Annotated in this window: 20 protein-coding genes, 1 tRNA gene and 1 pseudogene; 13 read left to right on the top strand and 9 right to left on the bottom strand. The window is 36.0% G+C overall.

Annotation, left to right across the window (positions count from 1 at the left end; translation table 11 throughout):
• Positions 1-91: 91 nt before the first annotated feature.
• The 3 genes from lpdA to FFR48_RS08705 all read right to left on the bottom strand — a co-directional run bounded on the left by lpdA (position 92) and on the right by FFR48_RS08705 (position 2,501).
• Positions 92-1,522 carry a dihydrolipoyl dehydrogenase gene (gene lpdA / locus FFR48_RS08715; RefSeq protein WP_137667090.1) on the bottom strand — a complete coding sequence of 477 codons (1,431 nt, stop codon included), beginning with the start codon at positions 1,520-1,522 and terminating at the stop codon, positions 92-94.
• Between the two features lie 289 nt (positions 1,523-1,811).
• The gene (locus tag FFR48_RS08710) at positions 1,812-2,399 is read right to left on the bottom strand and encodes an rRNA large subunit pseudouridine synthase E (protein ID WP_096566465.1); all 588 of its coding nucleotides are present in this window, start codon (positions 2,397-2,399) and stop codon (positions 1,812-1,814) included.
• A gap of 15 nt (positions 2,400-2,414) precedes the next feature.
• Positions 2,415-2,501 (bottom strand) — tRNA-Ser (locus tag FFR48_RS08705).
• 107 nt (positions 2,502-2,608) lie between these two features.
• On the opposite strand from FFR48_RS08705, the gene FFR48_RS08700 reads away from it, so the two are divergent.
• The 10 genes from FFR48_RS08700 (at position 2,609) to FFR48_RS08660 (ending at position 9,123) form a co-directional block, all read left to right on the top strand.
• The gene (locus FFR48_RS08700; RefSeq protein WP_096566463.1) at positions 2,609-2,977 is read left to right on the top strand and encodes a 2Fe-2S iron-sulfur cluster-binding protein; all 369 of its coding nucleotides are present in this window, start codon (positions 2,609-2,611) and stop codon (positions 2,975-2,977) included.
• 16 nt (positions 2,978-2,993) lie between these two features.
• Positions 2,994-3,596: a thermonuclease family protein gene (locus FFR48_RS08695; protein WP_137667089.1), complete on the top strand. Its 603-nt coding sequence runs from the start codon at positions 2,994-2,996 to the stop codon at positions 3,594-3,596.
• Between the two features lie 134 nt (positions 3,597-3,730).
• Positions 3,731-4,540, top strand: coding sequence for an inositol monophosphatase family protein (locus FFR48_RS08690; protein WP_137667088.1), 810 nt, complete (start codon positions 3,731-3,733; stop codon positions 4,538-4,540).
• Positions 4,541-4,628: 88 nt separating this feature from the next.
• Positions 4,629-4,820 carry a J domain-containing protein gene (locus FFR48_RS30545; protein ID WP_371851434.1) on the top strand — a complete coding sequence of 64 codons (192 nt, stop codon included), beginning with the start codon at positions 4,629-4,631 and terminating at the stop codon, positions 4,818-4,820.
• Between the two features lie 26 nt (positions 4,821-4,846).
• Positions 4,847-5,053, top strand: coding sequence for a hypothetical protein (locus FFR48_RS30540; protein WP_371851433.1), 207 nt, complete (start codon positions 4,847-4,849; stop codon positions 5,051-5,053).
• Complete coding sequence (locus FFR48_RS08680; RefSeq protein WP_137667087.1) at positions 5,053-6,264, top strand: ATP phosphoribosyltransferase regulatory subunit; 1,212 nt, start codon at positions 5,053-5,055, stop codon at positions 6,262-6,264. The genes FFR48_RS30540 and FFR48_RS08680 overlap by 1 nt, the downstream gene beginning before the upstream one ends.
• 192 nt (positions 6,265-6,456) lie before the next feature.
• Complete coding sequence (locus FFR48_RS08675; RefSeq protein ID WP_096566455.1) at positions 6,457-6,684, top strand: ferredoxin family protein; 228 nt, start codon at positions 6,457-6,459, stop codon at positions 6,682-6,684.
• A 121-nt stretch (positions 6,685-6,805) separates the two neighbouring features.
• Positions 6,806-7,531, top strand: a complete 726-nt coding sequence (locus tag FFR48_RS08670) for an ABC transporter ATP-binding protein (protein ID WP_096566453.1) — start codon at positions 6,806-6,808, stop codon at positions 7,529-7,531.
• Between the two features lie 30 nt (positions 7,532-7,561).
• Entirely contained in the window at positions 7,562-8,845 is a 1,284-nt protein-coding gene (locus FFR48_RS08665; protein ID WP_137667086.1) for an AAA family ATPase, read from the top strand.
• Complete coding sequence (locus tag FFR48_RS08660; protein ID WP_137667085.1) at positions 8,842-9,123, top strand: retron system putative HNH endonuclease; 282 nt, start codon at positions 8,842-8,844, stop codon at positions 9,121-9,123. The genes FFR48_RS08665 and FFR48_RS08660 overlap by 4 nt, the downstream gene beginning before the upstream one ends.
• Positions 9,124-9,146: 23 nt before the next feature.
• On the opposite strand, the pseudogene FFR48_RS08655 reads toward FFR48_RS08660, so the two are convergent.
• Positions 9,147-9,994: pseudogene (locus FFR48_RS08655) on the bottom strand (IS630 family transposase).
• A 296-nt stretch (positions 9,995-10,290) separates the two neighbouring features.
• On the opposite strand from FFR48_RS08655, the gene FFR48_RS08650 reads away from it, so the two are divergent.
• Complete coding sequence (locus FFR48_RS08650; protein WP_137667084.1) at positions 10,291-11,061, top strand: carbonic anhydrase; 771 nt, start codon at positions 10,291-10,293, stop codon at positions 11,059-11,061.
• A gap of 110 nt (positions 11,062-11,171) precedes the next feature.
• On the top strand, positions 11,172-11,642 hold the full coding sequence (locus FFR48_RS08645; RefSeq protein ID WP_137667083.1) for a M67 family metallopeptidase: 471 nt from the start codon (positions 11,172-11,174) through the stop codon (positions 11,640-11,642).
• Between the two features lie 6 nt (positions 11,643-11,648).
• Here FFR48_RS08645 and FFR48_RS08640 read toward each other — a convergent pair whose 3' ends face one another.
• On the bottom strand, positions 11,649-13,283 hold the full coding sequence (locus FFR48_RS08640; protein WP_137667082.1) for an AAA family ATPase: 1,635 nt from the start codon (positions 13,281-13,283) through the stop codon (positions 11,649-11,651).
• 29 nt (positions 13,284-13,312) lie between these two features.
• On the bottom strand, positions 13,313-13,810 hold the full coding sequence (locus FFR48_RS08635) for a hypothetical protein (protein WP_137667081.1): 498 nt from the start codon (positions 13,808-13,810) through the stop codon (positions 13,313-13,315).
• 55 nt (positions 13,811-13,865) lie between these two features.
• Between FFR48_RS08635 and FFR48_RS08630 the strand changes: the two genes are divergently transcribed.
• Positions 13,866-14,240 (top strand): RpnC/YadD family protein, encoded by a 375-nt coding sequence (locus FFR48_RS08630; RefSeq protein ID WP_236104032.1) that lies wholly within the window; start codon positions 13,866-13,868, stop codon positions 14,238-14,240.
• Positions 14,241-14,342: 102 nt separating this feature from the next.
• On the opposite strand, the gene FFR48_RS08625 is transcribed toward FFR48_RS08630, so the two are convergent.
• From FFR48_RS08625 to FFR48_RS08615, 3 genes are read right to left on the bottom strand one after another with little or no spacing between them, the layout of a single operon-like run.
• Positions 14,343-15,665 carry a vWA domain-containing protein gene (locus FFR48_RS08625; RefSeq protein ID WP_162501863.1) on the bottom strand — a complete coding sequence of 441 codons (1,323 nt, stop codon included), beginning with the start codon at positions 15,663-15,665 and terminating at the stop codon, positions 14,343-14,345.
• A gap of 10 nt (positions 15,666-15,675) precedes the next feature.
• Entirely contained in the window at positions 15,676-16,782 is a 1,107-nt protein-coding gene (locus FFR48_RS08620; protein WP_137667079.1) for a voltage-gated chloride channel family protein, read from the bottom strand.
• Positions 16,783-16,810: 28 nt separating this feature from the next.
• Positions 16,811-19,153, bottom strand: a complete 2,343-nt coding sequence (locus FFR48_RS08615; protein ID WP_137667078.1) for a hypothetical protein — start codon at positions 19,151-19,153, stop codon at positions 16,811-16,813.
• Between the last annotated feature and the right edge of the window lie 21 nt (positions 19,154-19,174).

Genomic DNA, 19,174 nt, shown 5'->3' with positions numbered 1-19,174 from the left:
GGGGACTGGGAAGATTTATTCTTTTCCATCAAAGTAAGCACAGATTTTAAAGGATTAATTTCCCAATCACCAATCACCAATCACCAATCACCTAACTAGCGATCGCTCGTTTGTAGGCTTCATCTAACACTTCTGATAGTGTAGGATGGGCGTGAACCAAATAAGCCAAATCTTTTACAGATTGACGGTTAGCAACTGCGGCGGATGCTTCGTGAATTAAACTGGAAGCGTGTGCGCCGAAAATATGCACACCTAACACCTCACCTGTATCTGAACGATAAATTACTTTAGCAATACCATCGGCTTCGTTTTCTGCCAAAGCTTTAGAATTACCTTTAAAGTAACTCTTACTGGTAGCAATTTCAAACCCTTCTGCTAAACCTAATTCTTGGGCTGCTGTTTCTGTTAAACCCACATAACTCACTTCTGGATGGGTAAAAGCTGCTGCGGGAATACTACGATAGTCTACCGTTTTGTTTTTACCCAGGATATTTTCTACAGCAATGATACCTTGAGCCGAAGCGGCATGAGCCAACATCATTTTACCGTTAGCATCACCAATGGCATAGAGGTTAGGAACTACTTCACCTGCTGACAGCACCTCCATGCCATCATTTACAGGGATAAAATTCCGTTTATCCAGTTCTACACCCACAGATTCTAAACCGAGATTTTTAGTAGTGGGGATGCGACCTGTAGCTACTAAACAAGCATCAACTTCTAAAACTTCTAAATCTTCTTTTGTTTGGAAGTTTGCTAACTCAATGACAACAGGAGAACCAGGAATTACCCTTTTAGCGTATATTCCGACCTTAGTTTCAATATCACGGGGAGTAATTAAAACTCTTTCTGCCAGTTTAGCAATATCCCGATCAAATCCTGGCATTAACACATCCAGGGCTTCAATCATGGTAACTTCACAACCCAAAGCAGTGTAAACATCAGAAAATTCTAAACCGATGTAACCACTACCAATAATAGCGATCCACTGAGGCAGAGATTCTAATTTTACACCTTGGTCACTGGTAAAGACTGTTTTACCGTCTATTTCTATTCCGGGAGGAACAAAGGGAACAGAACCAGGAGAAAGAATAATATTTTGAGCAGTGATAGTTTTGTCACCACTATCCGTCATCACGCTGACTTTCTGTGAACCAGCGATTTTTCCCCACCCCCGGATAATATCGACTCCCAGACGTTTGAGACTGTTGGTTAAGTCACCTTGAATTTTCGAGACAAGATTATTAGCATGATTAGCGATCGATTCTCGTTCAAATTCTACACCACCAATTTGAATCCCCAAAGACTTGAGATGGTGGGCGTTACGTAACTCCCGCACCTTACCAGAAGCAGCTAACAAAGCTTTGGAAGGAATACAACCTCTGTTAACACAGGTTCCTCCCATATCTCCAGCTTCAATAATCGCTGTTTTCAGACCATAATGAGCAGCGTGTAGGGCTGCGCCATGTCCACCTACACCTGCGCCAATAATCACTAAATCGTAATCAAATCCAGAACTCACGTTAGTTTCCCCGTTTCTTTAACCTACTTATTTTTAACTTCATTCCCCCCGCTAAAACAGTTCACTTAGTGCGATCGTGTTCAGAATGGGGATAACCTTAGAATTATAGTTATATTTGGATGATGGATTTTTCATGACATTTTGCCATTTTACCTGATTTCCCGATCATCTAAACTTTTATGCTTACAGCACACTAAGCGTTAGCATTCAACCCACCTTCCGCACCCTAAACCTTGTAGAGACGTTGCATACAACATCTCTACATTCTTTTTCAGAGAGGTCTAATTAGTTAAATTCGTGACTTTTTCAAACCTTGGATTTCTGAGGGTGTAAGGTTGCGCCATTCACCTAGTTGTAAACCAGTTAATTGTAAGTGAGCAATACTCACCCTGATTAATCTTAAAGTGGGAAATCCTACCGCAGCAGTCATGCGTCGCACCTGGCGGTTTTTCCCTTCTGTGAGAGTCATTTCCAGCCAAGCTGTAGGAATATTTTTCCTAAATCTAATCGGGGGGTTGCGCTCACTCACTATAGGTTCTTCTGAAAATAGTTTAACTTGGGCGGGGCGAGTTCGGTAATCTTGAATTTCTATTCCTGTGCATAGTTTTTGGATAGCTTCTGCATCAGGAATGTTTTCTACCTGCACCCAGTAGGTGCGTTTATGCCCAAACCGGGGGTTAGCAAGACGATGCTGTAACTGTCCATGATTAGTTAACAACAATAAACCTTCACTGTCCCAGTCTAAACGCCCCACAGGATAAACATCAGGCACATCAATATAGTCTTTCAGGGTAATGTGTTTAGGAGATTCTTGGGTAAATTGACTCAGGACACCGTAGGGTTTATGAAAAATAATATACTTAAATTCATTGGTCATTATCTTGAAAAAAAACGGAGAAGGAGGGATTCGAACCCTCGTTGAAGTTTCCCCCAAACAGACTTTCCAGGTCTGCGCCTTAAACCACTCGGCCACCTCTCCAGGTGTCATGAATTTTCATTCTAAACCAAACTTGTAAAAAATGCAATGATTAGATCAAAGATTTTTACAATAAATCTACAATCTCACATTCTCTAGCAAAAATCAAGATGGTTCAGACCCATACAGTCAAAGTTCACAACCGCCAAACAGGCGTATCACATACCCTGCAAGTTCCAGAAGACCGTTATATTCTGCATACAGGGGAAAATCATGGCATAGAACTGCCTTTTTCTTGCCGGAATGGGGCTTGTACAACTTGCGCTGTCAGGGTAATCTCAGGAGAAATTTACCAACCAGAAGCTATTGGTTTATCCCCAGATTTACGCCGACAAGGTTACGCTTTGTTGTGTGTGAGTTATGCTCGTTCTGATTTAGAAGTAGAAACACAAGACGAAGACGAAGTTTATGAACTTCAATTTGGGCGCTTTTTTGGTAAAGGCAAAGTCAAAGCGGGTTTACCTTTAGATGAAGATTAGAGGCAAATAATAAACAATGAAGATTGTCCCAAGGTGCAGCTACTTACAGGCTAAAATTGCCGTATTAGTATCCTATTTGGGTATTTGGGCGCAAAAAGTAGCAATTTTATCTTGTTTGTTGTTGTTGGTCAGTTGTCAAGGCAAAAATCAGCCAGCAAACATACCCACAGTAGTCACAGTAGCGCGGGTTGTCAGCGGACAAACTTTAGAAGTGCTGGGATTGGGAGAACAACCAAATATAACTTCCCAAGTCCGCTTAATCGGTTTAGATGCGCCTGATTTACGTCAGCGTCCTTGGGGCGAGGATGCTAAAGCACTTTTAGAAAAGTTAATTAATGATGGTGATGGCGGGAAAAAATCTCTCAAGTTAGAGTTTGACCTGGAAACCAAAAACAGGTTTGGGCAAATCTGGGCTTATGGGTGGAAAGATCAGGTGTTTTTGAATGAACAAGTGATCAAACAAGGGTATGCTCTATTTGTGGGGCGATCGCCTAATCACAAATACAATCAACGCTTAGAAAATGCCCAACTTTGGGCAAGACTGATGGGACAAGGTATCTGGAACCCAGAAAACGCCATGCGTCAAACTCCTGGTGAATATCGGCGGATGAATAAGTGATTGGTGATTGGTGATTGGTGATTGGTGATTGGGTTATTAATCCTTCCCATCTCCTAGAACTCCTAGAACTCCTGAACTCCTGAACTCCTAGAACTCCCAGAACTCCTGACTCCTGACTTCTTGAACTCCTTCTCATGACTAACTTACAAATTTTTCTCGATATCGCTACCGAAGCTGCCTTATCTGCTGGTGTGGTTTTGCAAGATTATTTAGGTAAAGTAGAGGATGCTATTACCGAAAAAGGCAGACCTGGTGATTTAGTTACCGCTGCTGATAAAGCTTCTGAAAAAGTGATTTTGGAAATTATCAACCGTCACTTTCCCCAACATTCCATCCTCGCGGAAGAATCAGGAAAATTGGGAAATCAAACCAGTGAATATCTCTGGGCTATTGACCCTCTAGATGGTACAACTAACTACGCCCATCAATATCCCTGTTTTGCTGTTTCCATTGGTTTGTTTATTCAGGGAGTGCCAAAAGTCGGTGTAATTTATGATCCTTTCCATAATGAATTATTCCGGGCTGCTGCTGGTTTAGGTGCAACACGCAACCGCAGACCTATCAAGGTTTCTCAAACTTCTGAACTGAGTAAAAGTTTGTTAGTAACAGGATTTGCTTATGACCGCAGGGAAACCAAGGATAATAACTATGCAGAATTTTGTCATCTTACCCATCTTACCCAAGGCGTAAGGCGTGGCGGTTCTGCTTCTCTAGATTTAGCTTATGTTGCCTGTGGCCGTGTGGATGGTTATTGGGAAAGAGGTATTGCACCTTGGGATATTGCTGCTGGTATAATTTTAGTTCAGGAAGCTGGGGGTCAGGTGACAGCTTATAATGGTGGAGATTTACAAATTGATTCTGGGAGAATTTTGGCTACTAACGGTTATATTCATAACAGTCTGAGTCAGAAACTAATGCAAATTTCGCCTTTGTCAGCTTGGTAAGATGAGGAAAATAGGTGAGTAGTTGTTAACTCAATATTACTGACAGGGTAAACTATAAAAAATTGCTGCTAGGTTGCAATATTTCTATATGTCTATCAAAATAGATGGCGAATTATTTAAATATGATTTTATAGATCATCACGCAGTTTTGTGTGTTCCAGTTGATGCGAGTGCAGGTGAAGTTCGCAAACGTTATCTGAAAATTGCCCGTCGCTTGCACCCAGATAGTGCTGCTGTGATCAAAAGTCATGAAAAAGAGCAAGTCCTAAGTTGGCAATGATATATTTACGGCAAAATCAGCTAAAAATGGCTAAAATTTACTTTGAAAATGCCCTGAAATTAGATCCAAATGACAAATTAGCTTTGGAATGGAAGCCTAAACTTGATAAAGTTTTAGAAAATCAATCTTGTACTCATCAGGGAAGGAAACCTGCCAATAATGGAGATACCCAACCCGATAAGTCTAGAAATGGTGGTTTGTTCGGTGGTTTGTTTGGTGGGAAGAAAAAATAATGGTGTATCAACCAGCAGCGGGAGCTAGGGATTTATTACCCTTGGATGTGGCTCAAAAACGCTGGATTGAAGATAGATTACAACAGGTTTTTCATCGTTGGGGATATCACAGGATTATCACCTCAACGCTGGAACGGATGGATACGCTGATGGCAGGTGAAGCAATTCAGCGCCATAAGGTCATACAATTACAAAATGGGCAAGATGAGGAATTGGGTTTGCGTCCAGAACTCACCGCTTCTATTGCTCGGACTGTAGTTACTCGCATGGCTGAAGCAGCCTATCCCCAACGGTTGTATTACAATGCTAATGTATTTCGCCGCAACTGGGAAAAGCGCCATAATCAGCAGCAGGAGTATTATCAAGCTGGGGTGGAGTTGCTGGGTGCGGACGGGTTACTGGCAAATGCAGAAGTGCTTTTGTTGGTAGCTAATTGTTTAGAAGCTTTATATTTGCGTGGATGGCAGTTGATTTTAGGTGAGGCGGGAATTACTAAATCTCTGCTGGATGCTTTTCCGGCTAATATCAGAAGTGAAGTGAGAAATGCGATCGCTAATTTAGATCGTGTAACTCTCGATACTTTACCTCTGAGTGAAGAATTGCACCAACGCGCTAGAATCATGTTAGATTTACGTGGTAAAAGTGCTGATGTGCTGCAAAAAGTCAGCAGTTTAAATTTAGATGCTGACCAACAAGCAGCGGTAAATAACCTGAAATCCCTGGTAGAATTACTGGAATCAGAAGGTAAATTTTCTTTGATTCTGGATCTCAGCTTGATTCAAACTATTGACTACTACACAGGAATTGTGTTTGAAGTAGTTAGTGATACTGAAGGTCAGGCGTTAGTTTTAGGGCGTGGTGGTCGTTATGACCAACTTTTAGGGCTATATCATCCCCAAGGGCAAAATATTCCTGGGATTGGTTTTGAATTAAGCATTGATGATTTATACCAAGTTTTAGCATCGAGTCAGCAATTACCGCAAAGTATTCCTGCAAGTAACTGGTTAGTAGTTCCAGAAGATCAAAATGCTGATGCTGCTGCTTTTGCTTATGCCCAAAAATTACGAGATTCTGCCCATTTAGTGCGGGTAGAAATGGATTTGGGGGGAAGGGATGCCGAAGCAATTCGGAACTATGCACGCGATCGCTCTATCGCCCAAATAGCCTGGATTAACTCTGATGGTACACCCACAATTGAAGCAGTTAGTTAACAGGTAATACAGCCATCAGCCGTTAGCTATCAGCCGTCAGCTAATGTTAATCTTTACCTTTGCGGTTCTTTTCCTGTTATTCGTTGATTAATAAAAGCTGAAAGCTGATCACTGAAAGCTGATTACTTGCGTTAATATTACAAATTGTTAACTTAGAAACTGCTGATTCAATCAAGAGAGGGGAACGAGAAAATGCCACATACAATAGTAACGGAAGTTTGTGAAGGGGTTGCTGACTGCGTAAGTGCTTGTCCTGTAGCTTGTATTCATGAAGGACCAGGTAAAAACATTAAAGGTACAGATTGGTACTGGATAGACTTTGCTACCTGTATCGACTGTGGCATCTGTTTACAAGTTTGCCCAGTAGAAAACGCAATTTTAGCAGAAGAACGCCCTGAATTGCAGAAAATTTCAGAATAGGTGATTGGTGATTGGTGATTGGTGATTGGGAAAAAACTTTACCTATTACCTATTACCTATTACCTATTACCTATTACCTATTCCCTGTTCCCTATTCCCTATTCCCTATTCCCTATTTCTTATGACTAATAACTATTTATTAGAAGTTGAAAATGTCCATGCTGGATATATTAAAGATGTCGATATATTGCAGGGTATTAATTTTCGAGTTGAACGAGGAGAATTAGTAACTGTAATTGGCCCTAATGGTGCTGGTAAATCTACGTTAGCAAAAACAATTTTTGGACTTTTGACACCCCACACAGGTACGATTACCTTTAAAGGGGAAAAAATTAATGGTTTAAAATCCGATCAAATTGTGAAAAAGGGAATGTGTTATGTTCCGCAAATTGCCAACGTTTTTTCATCATTAACAATAGAAGAAAATTTAGAAATGGGGGCTTTTGTGCGGAATGTTCCCCTGAAACCTTTGAAGGATAATATATTTGCAATGTTTCCCAGATTGAGCGATCGCCGTCGTCAACGTGCAGGAACTTTATCAGGTGGAGAAAGACAAATGTTAGCGATGGGTAAAGCTTTAATGTTAGAACCTAGTTTATTATTATTAGATGAACCTTCCGCGGCTTTATCTCCGATTTTGGTAACACAGGTATTTGAACAAATCAAACAAATTAATCAAGCTGGTACTGCGATAGTTTTAGTAGAACAAAATGCTAGAAAAGCTTTAGAAATGGCTGATACAGGGTATGTGTTAGAATCAGGACGTGATGCAATGTCTGGACCTGGGAGAGAATTATTGAATGATCCAAAAGTGGGAGAATTATATTTAGGTGCGGGAGGACATTAAATAAAGAGTCAGGAGTCAGGAGTCAGAACTATGCACATTGAAAAATTACATTTACAGAATTTTCGAGGTTTTCAAGAACTGAAATTGAAACTTCCTCCAGATTTAGCTGTTTTCATTGGATCTAATGGTTCAGGTAAATCATCTATTTTAGATAGTATTGCTATACTTTTGTCAAGATTTATATTTGAATTACTGCCCAAGAAACCTTACAAAAAGTTAGATTTTGATTTAACAGAGGATGATATAAATATAAATGCACATAGAACACAACAATCTATTCGCATTGTAATTTACTCAGATATAAAAATGTCTTGGGATATTTCCAGAGATAGAAATGAATTTAAATCTATAACAAAGAAAACAGAAATTAATCAGTATGTTTCTCACGTACATAAATTACCATTATTAGTTTATTATCAAACACAGCGAATAGTTATAAACTCTGGTTTTGGAAAAAGAGTTATTAGTAAACCTAATCAATTTGATGCTTATAAATCGTCATTTTCAAACAATATCAACGATTTTAAAGATTTTTTTTATTGGTTTAAAGAAGAAGAGGAATATGAAAATGAAATTCGATTAAGAGAAAATAATAGCTTTAGAAATAGCAACCTTGAAATTGTTAGAAAAGCTATAGAAATATTTTTAGAATCTTTCCCCAATAGCCAATTCGTAAACCTTCATATTGCTCGTGTAAGTAGTAGTAAAGAGTTAAGTAGTCATCGTCTTAATAGTCCTTCATTAGTTATCGAAAAAAATGGTGAAATTTTTAAACTAGAGCAACTTTCCGATGGTGAAAAAACCTTATTGATGATAGTAGTTGACATTGCCAGAAGGTTAGCAATTTTAAATCCTAGTATTACTGATCCTTCAGAAATACTGCAAACCGGAACAGGAATAATATTAATTGATGAAATAGATTTACACTTACATCCTCAATGGCAAAGAATAGTCATTCCTAGTTTTAGAAGAACATTTCCCAACTGTCAATTTATTGTTACTACTCATTCACCTCAAGTTTTGAGTGGAGTAAACAGAGAAAACGTATTTATTTTAGAAGATGGAAAAGTTTTAGAATTTACGCCCCACACATTTGGTAGAGATAGTAATTCAATTCTGTTTGAAGTTATGGGTGTAGAAAAAAGACCTGTGAAAATGCAAGAGAGAATAGACGAATGTTTTAAAATGATAGATAATGATAACTTAGAAGCAGCGAAACTAGAATTACAAAAATTATCTGAATTATTAGGAAATAATGATCCAGATATGATTCAAGCCTATACACTTATTGACTTTTTAAGCAGAGTAGAATGAAACGTATTATTAAAGGTGCTGAACCTCCATGTCTTTTAAAATATCGTCAGACACAGGATGCAAACTATGATGATTATCGTCCAAAAGAACCTTTAAAAAGGGCATTATTAGCAGAACAAGGTTATATTTGTTGCTATTGTATGCAACGAATATCTATAGATAATATGGAAATTGAACATAATAAACCTCAAGCTGATAATCCACATTTACAACTAGACTATAAAAATCTAATAGCTTCTTGTTCAGGTAATAGAGGTCAAGGAAAAAAGAATTTATAGTCATTTAACTTAAGAATGAGACATTAAGCTGCACAATAATCACGGATGATTTCATCTAAGGGTGTATTTGAAGGAGCATACATTCTGGCTCTCTTTAAAGCACTAAAATCATGCTCAATATCGTTCAAATCAGGAGAATACTTAGGGAGGAATATGACCTGATGACCTGCATCTTCAACTATTTGTTTAATCACTGTTTTTCGATGAATTGGTGCATTATCCATAATCAAAACTGATGTAATGGTTAATGATGGTAATAAATATATTGATAACCAGCCTTCAAAACCTTCCGCATTCAAACTTCCTGTGAATATCATTGGTGCGATTAAATCTTTTTTTCCTTTTCTTCTACCTGCGACTAAGTTTTCTCTTTTTCCCCTCTTTCCTTGTCTATCTCCATAAACCTTTTTCCCTCTTTTTGACCAAGCATAAATACAATCTGGAAATTCTTCAAATCCTGATTCATCAACGAATACTAAACTTTTACTCCCATATATTTTGATTAATTTTCGTAAATCCTGATAATATTTTATCCTTTCTTTTCTACTTCTTTCTCGATAACGTAGTTCTTTTTTTTTCTGGTTATTTTCATTTTTTTTAGTGCCTTAAAAATTGCAGTTGTACTTACGCCGAATTTTTCGGCTCTCTGTTTTAATCTAGCTTCTGGATTTTCTTGTATATCTTTTGACAATTCTCTTATATCTAGCGTTCGCTGACGATGTTTTACCTTTGTTGCTGCCAGTTCCTTTCTCTCCAGCCATCTGTAGATTGACGCTCTTCCTATTCCAAACACTTGCGCCGCTTTGGTGACTCTACCACCATTTTCTATATAATCTACTACTTTTTGTCTTAAATCTAAACTATAAGCCATGATTTCTACTCCTATACCTTCTCTCTTCAATCTTACACTCTTTTTGTCTCATTCTTAAGTTAAACTACTATAAATAAAAAATTTCCTAACAAAACATGGTCACAAGAAGCTATTAAAAAGAAACTAGAAGAACTAAGTAGCAAAGATGCAGATGGTAAGTATAGTCCATACTGTCAATCTATTGTTTGGTATTTAAGCAAAAGATTAAATAACCCTTAAACCGTGTAATTTGGTACTCTAGAATCATAATTAAATCTGATATGTTTTGAAAAACAGTACAGATTTGAGATAAAATCATGAGTAGAATTAACGGTTTTGTAGGTCGTCGTCACTTCTTAAAAATCGCAGGTTTAACTACATTAAGTATTGGTAGTCTGACTGCTTGTAATGAAATCATTAATAACCGTTCAGAAATTATCATTCCTCAAAAAAATCCCAATCCTAACCCAGTCAGTGCAACAGAAGCACAAAAAAGATTAATAGCAGGAAATAAAAGATTTTACAATCAAAATCGCCGATATCCTAACCAAACAAAAAGACGTTTACAATCAATTTCGGAAACACAATATCCCTATGCAGCAATATTAGGATGTGCAGATTCTCGCGTACCACCAGAATTAATTTTTGATCAAGGATTAGGAGATTTATTTGTTGTGCGTGTAGCTGGTAATATTGCTAGTGATGAAGCTATTGGTAGTTTAGAATATGCTACCACAGCCTTAGGTACACAATTAATTGTAGTGTTAGGTCATAAAAACTGTGGTGCAGTTGCAGCAGCAATCAGAAACAAACAAGTACCGGGAAATATTGATACTATTGTTGATGGTATTCAACCAGCAATATCTGAAAATCAAGAGAGAGATAATGATACTAATAATGATATTAATAATGATATTAATAATAATGATATTAATAATGATAGAGATGCTGTCATTAGTAACATTCAATTTCAAACAGAAAAAATGCAAAGAAGTTCACCCATTTTAGAGCAGTTAATCAGCGCAGATAGATTAAAAATTATCGGTGCATTTTATGATATTGATACAGGTAAAGTTAATTTTCTGTAAAATCTATGTAAAATCTATGTAAAATTTATGTAATATGCAACAATATGTAATAATATGTAATTAATAGCTAGATTAGCTTTTGAATATCTTAATTACAGAATCTATGATTTATGAAGATTTTAAAAATTAATGATCAAAACTTAGAAAGTATCAATCTTCATGCTGAAAAAACCTACCCTGATGAATGTTGTGGGTTAATACTGGGTTATCTCAGTCATGACGTGAAAACTGTTGTAGAAGTAATACCTACAGAAAATGTATGGAATACGGAAAAAGATAATTTTACAGAAAACCAGGAAGAATATAGTACCAGAAGAAGATATGCGATCGCTCCCTTTTTCATGTTACAAATACAAAAGGAAGCGAGAAACCGCAATTTAAATATAATTGGTATTTTTCATTCCCATCCTGACTATCCCGCTATCCCCTCAGAGTGGGATAGAATCTATGCTTGGCCAGAATATTCTTATATTATTGTATCAGTGAATCAGGGTAAAGCAGGTGAATTAAATAGTTTTTGTTTAGATGAAAATCATCAGTTTCAAGCTGAAACAATTGAACGTATAATTTTAGCAACTTGACGTTAACTAAGATCCAAGAATTAGACTCTCTAAAAAACCCATTTCTAATTCTGAAGCAGGTTTACCACCACCACCTGCTAATAAATTTAAATATTTTCGCAACAAGTGTTGCATATTGGGAGTACGATATTGAGGACTAATTTGGGATAAGGCATTTTCCCAATTAATTTTAGTGGGGATGTTACCATATCCCGCCAAATATATAGCTTCTCTAACTAATTTATCTAATTCTGCTCCTGAATATCCGGCGGTTTTATCTACGAGATATTCTAATATAGAGGATGGAGTCGGTGGTAATTTATAAGCAGTAATTCGCTTTTGTAAAATCTGATATCTTTCTTCTGTGTTAGGTGGCATAACTATGAAAATTTCATCAAATCTTCCAGCACGAAATAATTCGGGAGGTAATTTTTCTCTATCATTAGAAGTGGCAATGAAAAAGATCGGATATTCGTGATCATTTAACCATGATAAAAATGTCCCAAACTGTCTCGTACTAACTCCTGAACTATCACCCCCAACCCCCGCAAAAGCTTTTTCAATTTCATCCATAAACAGGATATTTGGTGCTGATGCTTCTATTGCTCTGAGTGCTTGAAAAGTGTTACTTTCTGATTCTCCTACCCAGCGAGATTGTAAGCGAGCAATTTCAAAATTAATCTGCGGTACACGCCATTGTTGAGCGATCGCTCTAGCTATAAATGTTTTACCACAACCAGGAAAACCTTCTAATAAAATAGCACGCGGACGTAATTCTGGCTGGGAATCTTGAGCAAACCAAGACTCTCGACTATAAATCCATTCTTTGACTTTACTTAATCCTCCCACATCTCTTAAACCTTGACCAGAGGGAGCATAATATTCTAAAACTCCAGTTTTTCTAATTTCCTGTTTTTTAGCTTCTAATAATAATTGTCCAGCAGCTTCTGGATCTGTCCACAAATTGCGAGATGTTGATAATTTAGCTGATAAAATAGCCGCTTGTAAAGGCATTCCTTGAGCCTGTTCTGCTAATCTCCAAGCATCTGCTTCCGCTAAACCATATTTTTCTACAGCAACACTGAAAACATTATCATATAGTTCTTCTTCTACAGGTAAAGGTAAATCTATAATATGTACTATATTGCGAAGAATAGTCGGAATAGTCCAATCTGCACCAATGATAACTAATGACATTCTTACTACAGGTCTTTTTTGGTCTATTGCTACTATTAATTCTTTTAATCTTCGTGCTATAAAATAGTCATCTGGACGTAATAAAACAGACCAATCTGGTAATAAATAAGTATGTTGTTTAGATGAATTTTTACTTACTTGGTCTTGTAAACGACTTTGTAAAATATCCAAAGATTGTAAAATCGGATTACCCGTTGTATCAAGTGCATTACCCATCCTTTTCCATTCTGCTTGATTTGCAGATGTGGGAATTTCTAATCTTTGTTGAAAACCTTCTGTACTACTCCACTGTGCTAATTCTCCATCTTGAATATCTCCAGTATTGAGAATGGCTAAATGAGCATCAATCACACAACGAATAGCACGACTTTCTTCTGATGTTCTCAAGAAAATTAACGGATAACGGGACTTTAATAAATCCTGTAATTCTTGCTGACATTTATTGTATGGTAATTCAGGTTTCATATTTTTACATTCCCTATTTTTCTAATTTACTAAAAATCTGCTTTGTTGCTATCTGTACGAATATCTGGAGATGAATTTTTTTGTGTTTCCACTGGTGTTTCCGCAGGATTAATTTTAGTTGTATTTTGAATAACAGGATTAGGAGTTTTCACTGGGTTAACTACAGATTTCGGAGGTGTTAATGGTTGTTTACTAGGTTGTTTAGCTGGTGCTGCAATAGTTTGAATGGGAGGAACAACAGATTCTAATCCAATAGCTGAATCTAATGGTAAATCAAGAGTAACTATAGTTCTATGACGACCAAGTTTGATATCAGAAATCCAGTTAGCAATAATCATAGATAAGTTAGCTGCTTCAATCTTTCTTGCTGACTGTTTTTCAATAGTTTGACTAATATTAAATCGGGGAGTTTCTTGACGAAAATAATCTTCAGGATAGCTTTCATGTAGTCCATTCAAATTAATAGAGTAGCTAATTTCTTTGTTTCCTGCTTGTGGTATTCTGATAACTAAAGTATATTCAGACATAATGAAAACACCATTATTAATAGATTTTGTATGACTAGGGAATCTCACTTACCTAGTGGAAATTTTAGCATCTTGGCGTAAAAATATAGAAGTGAAGAATGATATCAGTAATGACGAGAGGGATTTAATTATGAGCTTATCACCAGCATATCTCAAACAAAGAGAAGAATGGCGTAAAGAGGGATTAGAAGAAGGACTACAAACGGGACTACAAACAGGATTGCAAACGGGAAGACAAGAAGGACTACAAGAAGGACTGCGTTTAATAGTAGAGAGTTTATTAACAGCGCGGTTTGGTAATTTAGATCAGGAATTATCTGCTGTTGTCACTCCTATCATCGAACTTTCTCTTGCAGAAAGAACTGATTTATTACTTAATTTATCTCAGTTGTCGCGTGAGCAATTATTGGCTAGAGTCAATCTAGGTTAAACGGTCTTCTGTAGTCTTCTGTAGGTTGGGTTAAGCAAAGCGCAACCCAACTTATATCATAATTTAGTAAATTTAGTAAATTTAGTAAATTTACTAATTGTGTTAAATCCAACGTTCAGCTTCATCTTTTAGTTGTTTGCTCCAACCTTTAAACCACCATAAACCACCACCTAAAACTCCTAACGTGAAAACTAGAATAATTAACCGATCTGGAATTAAAGGTAGTTTATAAAATGATATATTAGGCATTCTAATCTTTACAGGTTCAGCATTCAAATTCAGTTTTCTGCTAGAGGAATTAATACTAACTTGTACTTGATATTCTTCTCCTGGTATGGCATTGGGTTGTTTAAATTGCACTTCATATTCTCGTAATGCTTTAAAAAAAGTTTCTAAACTATTTACCGCTTCATTCGCATCTTGGGGAAATTTACTAATACCTCCTGTTAATTCGGCAATTTGTTTTAATCTGGGTTGGTCTACAATATAATTGTAGATATCACCTGAAGAAAGTTTACAGGATTGAATTAAATCAACTGCTTTTTTTTGCGCTAATAAACTATAAGGAATGTTGCAATTAATAGCACGATCTCTTAGCTGTCTTAAAGACTCTCCATAGCCTAAAGTGTACACCCTGACTGTAGCATATTTTTGAAAGATTTTTGTTAAATTTTCAAATTGTTGATCTTCTGTACCTCGATTCCTATTATGATAACCATCAGATAGTAAAATCACAGCTAATTTCGGCGGAATTGGTTCATCATCATTATTTAAATTGCGGTTAGCATTTGCTTTTCTGGTAAATTCCTGGGAGTTGTTACCTAAATATTGTACCGCTTCTTTTAAAGGGTCATATAAATTAGTTCCTGCATTAGTGGGAGAAGAGGCTAAATCAGCTACTCTTTGATCTAAATCCGGTGAATTTGCTGGTAATAAGTTTCGCGCAATTATTTCTTGGTTGACTTCATAATTATCTTGAGGTTTATTAGATTCTCCAAATGGTACTAGAGAAATATGTACAGGTAAATTTTTCTCCCGCACTAAATTAATAAATCCTTGAATCGCACGAATCGCACCATCTATTTTTTTAACTTTACTAGCATCTTTAACTTTCATACTCCCACTCATATCTAAAAGAATGACAACATAAGCGGGATCTGAAGTTAATTGTTCTCCTGGGGGAATTAATTTCAACCGATTAACTTCTGAGTATTGGAGATTAATAGGAGTACCTTCGCTTTTAGCTGTAATTCTGGCAGTTTCTATTTTAAAATCAGATGTTTGTAGACCTTCAATGGGAATATTATCATCATTCACCACGCTAACTTTTAAATTGACAATATCACCATCTGTAGGACGGGGAGATACTTCAATTTTAGAACTAGCAAGAACTGGTAAAGGTAGAAATCCCAGTAAAAAAGCCACAATTCCTAATTTAAGCTTGGGGGTCAAGAAGGCGGTTATAGAAAATGAATCTGTAGAATTTTTCTTCATCGTGTTCATGGTAAAGGGTTAAAATTTGGTTATGTTTAAGAGTGGTAGTTTTACTTTCTGCTAAAAATTTTTGTTGAATGCGTACAGCATCTTCAGCTAAAGCACGAATAATTACTGTACCAGAATTAACTTGTAAAGATGCACATCTTTCTGGTAAATGAGGAATATAAATATCCGCGTCGTCACCTGAACCAATGATTAAAGGTTTCTTAGTTTTTGCTGGTAATTGAATAGAAACACCTTCTTCAATATGTTTGTAATCATCATCGGGAATAAATTTTAAAGATTGATTATTTAAAGCCGGTCTAAGTATTTGTGTTGGACTGGTATGAATAGTTTGGATTTGAGTATTTGCAGCTTTTCGACTGCGGGGTTTCTTTTTAGCTTCAAAACCTGTTCCTGCTCTCAATGCTACTTGATAAGTAGGTGTGGATGCAAAAGACAAACCTAATCCTAATAATGCACCAAATAAGAAAAAACCAAAGGGTTCTTGATATTGACCTAATGCTCTGTTAACTCCTTCACAAAAACTAGCAGCGAAAAATCCTGCACCTGCACCAAATAATGTACTTTGAATAATGCGTTGAATGACTCTATTACCTGTTCCTTCAATACTTCGCCAACTCCAACTAATACTTTCTGCTAAACCAGCAAATGCACCAATAATTAGCCAAGAAATGATTCTGACAAAACCTCCAGACCAGTTACTTGCTAATAGCATCCAGTTGAGAATGCTGAGGACTAAACCCAGAAATGCACCAACAAGAAATACTTTTTTTAAGGATGTGCGAGAAAGAACTCGCCAATTAGCTTGATAACGGGTAGGGTTGCTGATAAAAATTTCGGCAATTATCATTCCACTAGCTATGCAGGGTGTGACAATTACTAATAAGATTATGTAGGGAGGAAGATTAAATCCTTGGGGAATAAATGGCGTTAAATAAGCGCCTATTTCTTGCCAGATTATTTGGCTAATACTCCAGCCTATTAAGGCGGAAAATATACCGGATAGGGTGTAAAAGCCGGCTCTCATGGGAAGGGTGTTCATGGGTTATTTATATTATGTTTTTAGTGATTTAGTAACTGGTAAAATCTCTATCCTTAGCTGTTACACATTCACCATACAAAGTGTATTTTGTTGATTTACAAAATTCTAATTTTTTCTTCCTTTCATCAAACATCTTTTTGTCAGTGCTTTCTAAAATATATCTATTAGCTAATTTAGCTTGTTCAAATTTATTTTCTGAGTCATTAGGAACAAAATTAGTCATAATTTTAATTCGTTGTGTTTCTTGAGTATATTCATAGCATTTTTCAAAATTTTCATAACTTTCCATAACATTTACATTTGAACAACTTTGTTTTTTTAATATTGCTTGGATGTCAAAACTTCCTACTAAAAATGCAACTGCTACAAAAATATATATAAAACTAAAAGCAGCTTGTATATTGAAATACCTTATTTTAAGTGGATTACCTGTTAATGTAATAGCAGTAATTGTGAATATTAAATATGTTAATACACGAGGTATAATCAGTGCTGGCCAGTGTTTAATAAAATTAAAAAAAATGAGAGTACCAGCTAAAAAAAATAAAAATCCGAATATAGCTTTACCACCACCATCTCCTGTATTATTATGATGATGAATTGATTGAGTGAAATATACTTGTCCCAACATTGTTTGATTTGGTACACCAAATAAACGTGATCTGATGTCTGGGGAAAGACTATTCCGAATTTCTGGGGGAATGTCCCTCCCAATATTTCCACTCATGCGATACAGAAATTCAGATAAATCTTTTTGTTGTGTTTTACTAAAGATAATAGCTAAACTCTTATAGTTTCCATAATAAGAACGTCTATTCTGTTCATGAATATTTTTTAGATTCGGTATAATATCTAAAATTTGTTGCCAGAAATTTATCACTGATGGGTAATTATTAGCTTCTTCATGGTTTTCATCTAAAGTTATTTTAGCAACAATTTCTGCATATTTTTGGAAATAATCTTGCCAAATGCTTTGAGATTGGGTTAACAAATAATCAATTTTTTGAGCTAATATTTTAGATCCATTGCTATCAATTCTTTGATCTGGGTGTATTATTTTATCTAGCAAAAAAGAAATGCCATAATATATAGCATCTTCTAATTTCTGTCTGACTTTAACATCTGAATAATTATAACTAGCTTCTAACAAAATTTGTTGAAAATTTGCAGGTTCATCATCTTGTGGTACACTTAGTAAATTTATTACTTTTTCCCTAAAAGCTTCAAACGGAGATGTTTTTTTAGTTTCAATCTCCAAGGAATTTACCATATCTAATAGCCATTTTTCAGATGATTTATCATTAGGTGCGATAAGGTATATTAATTGTGGGTAACTGTCAGATATAGATGCGTTTTTTAAAGTTCTTCTATCTATACAATTAGTCCAATCTGCATCTGAATGATCTTTTATATAACCAAATAATTCCTCAATTTTTTTATTAAGACTTAATCTATTAGCTAAACTAACTAAACCTAAACAAGATTTAATCTGTCTCTCAATTGCTGGTGGTATTTGACTAGGTATTTTTGTAGGTAAAGGTGTGGGATTTTCTCGCTGTCCTGAACCAATAATTTGATTATTATTTGGTACATTATTATAATTATTTTGTTGTACTGGTATTAAGTGATGTTGACGAAGATTCTTAGGTATATCCTCTTGAGTAGTGTAAAAGATAGCTAAAAAACTCTCTGGAGATGCTATTTTATTTACATTCCAAGCCCAAGCATTAGACCAAGCCCAAGCATTAGAATATTTAGCGCGAAAACTAAGGCCTAAAGCTAAATAGTGTAGTTTTATGTATTCAGGTCTTTCATGCCATTCCTGTTTTGTTGCTACAACAGTATGAGGAATTAATTGTAATTTTTCGACTGTTTTCAAAGTTTCTTGTAAAGAAGGTTCTTTAAAGTGCGTTTTTGGATATTCTTGACGATAGTAAAATATTTGTGGTGATGATGACTCAACCAATTCCTCCATCTTAAACTTCGGCTTCGGCTCTTGTTGATCACTCCACCAAGATATTAGAGTTAAGATACCATCAACATCTGGAGATGATTTTTCTAACCAAAAATATTTATACCCGATAGTAGGACGACCACCATCATCTAGTTGTCTATTAGCAACAGCTAAAACCGCATATTTATCATTTATTTCTCTCGCAATCAAAGCAAAATCATCTTCTTCTGGTGGATAATTATCATTCAGAGCAAAATAACCATTAATCACTACTTGACGAATTTCTTCAGGAACTTCTCGATTCCAACGAGTGATTTTTTCAAAAGCATAACCACCAGATACATAACGTTGATATACATCTGACCAACGGACGTTATCAAATGCTCTACAAAATTGGTAAATGGGAATACCTGTCATTTTATCTTCTCCTCAATTTCT

This window comes from Sphaerospermopsis reniformis (assembly GCF_005402885.1).
GTDB lineage: Bacteria > Cyanobacteriota > Cyanobacteriia > Cyanobacteriales > Nostocaceae > Sphaerospermopsis > Sphaerospermopsis kisseleviana.
This window is presented reverse-complemented; position numbering and strand designations above follow the sequence as displayed.

Bases quoted from the DNA above. Each gene is read 5' to 3' on its own strand.
- FFR48_RS08675 (WP_096566455.1), top strand. From the start codon at position 6,457: ATGCCACATACAATAGTAACGGAAGTTTGTGAAGGGGTTGCTGACTGC.
- FFR48_RS08690 (WP_137667088.1), top strand. From the start codon at position 3,731: ATGACTAACTTACAAATTTTTCTCGATATCGCTACCGAAGCTGCCTTA.
- FFR48_RS08645 (WP_137667083.1), top strand. From the start codon at position 11,172: ATGAAGATTTTAAAAATTAATGATCAAAACTTAGAAAGTATCAATCTT.
- FFR48_RS08615 (WP_137667078.1), bottom strand. From the start codon at position 19,153: ATGACAGGTATTCCCATTTACCAATTTTGTAGAGCATTTGATAACGTC.
- FFR48_RS08700 (WP_096566463.1), top strand. From the start codon at position 2,609: ATGGTTCAGACCCATACAGTCAAAGTTCACAACCGCCAAACAGGCGTA.
- FFR48_RS08670 (WP_096566453.1), top strand. From the start codon at position 6,806: ATGACTAATAACTATTTATTAGAAGTTGAAAATGTCCATGCTGGATAT.
- FFR48_RS08635 (WP_137667081.1), bottom strand. From the start codon at position 13,810: ATGTCTGAATATACTTTAGTTATCAGAATACCACAAGCAGGAAACAAA.
- FFR48_RS08710 (WP_096566465.1), bottom strand. From the start codon at position 2,399: ATGACCAATGAATTTAAGTATATTATTTTTCATAAACCCTACGGTGTC.
- FFR48_RS08660 (WP_137667085.1), top strand. From the start codon at position 8,842: ATGAAACGTATTATTAAAGGTGCTGAACCTCCATGTCTTTTAAAATAT.
- FFR48_RS08680 (WP_137667087.1), top strand. From the start codon at position 5,053: ATGGTGTATCAACCAGCAGCGGGAGCTAGGGATTTATTACCCTTGGAT.
- FFR48_RS08695 (WP_137667089.1), top strand. From the start codon at position 2,994: ATGAAGATTGTCCCAAGGTGCAGCTACTTACAGGCTAAAATTGCCGTA.
- FFR48_RS30540 (WP_371851433.1), top strand. From the start codon at position 4,847: ATGGCTAAAATTTACTTTGAAAATGCCCTGAAATTAGATCCAAATGAC.
- FFR48_RS08650 (WP_137667084.1), top strand. From the start codon at position 10,291: ATGAGTAGAATTAACGGTTTTGTAGGTCGTCGTCACTTCTTAAAAATC.
- FFR48_RS30545 (WP_371851434.1), top strand. From the start codon at position 4,629: ATGTCTATCAAAATAGATGGCGAATTATTTAAATATGATTTTATAGAT.
- FFR48_RS08640 (WP_137667082.1), bottom strand. From the start codon at position 13,283: ATGAAACCTGAATTACCATACAATAAATGTCAGCAAGAATTACAGGAT.
- FFR48_RS08665 (WP_137667086.1), top strand. From the start codon at position 7,562: ATGCACATTGAAAAATTACATTTACAGAATTTTCGAGGTTTTCAAGAA.
- FFR48_RS08620 (WP_137667079.1), bottom strand. From the start codon at position 16,782: ATGAACACCCTTCCCATGAGAGCCGGCTTTTACACCCTATCCGGTATA.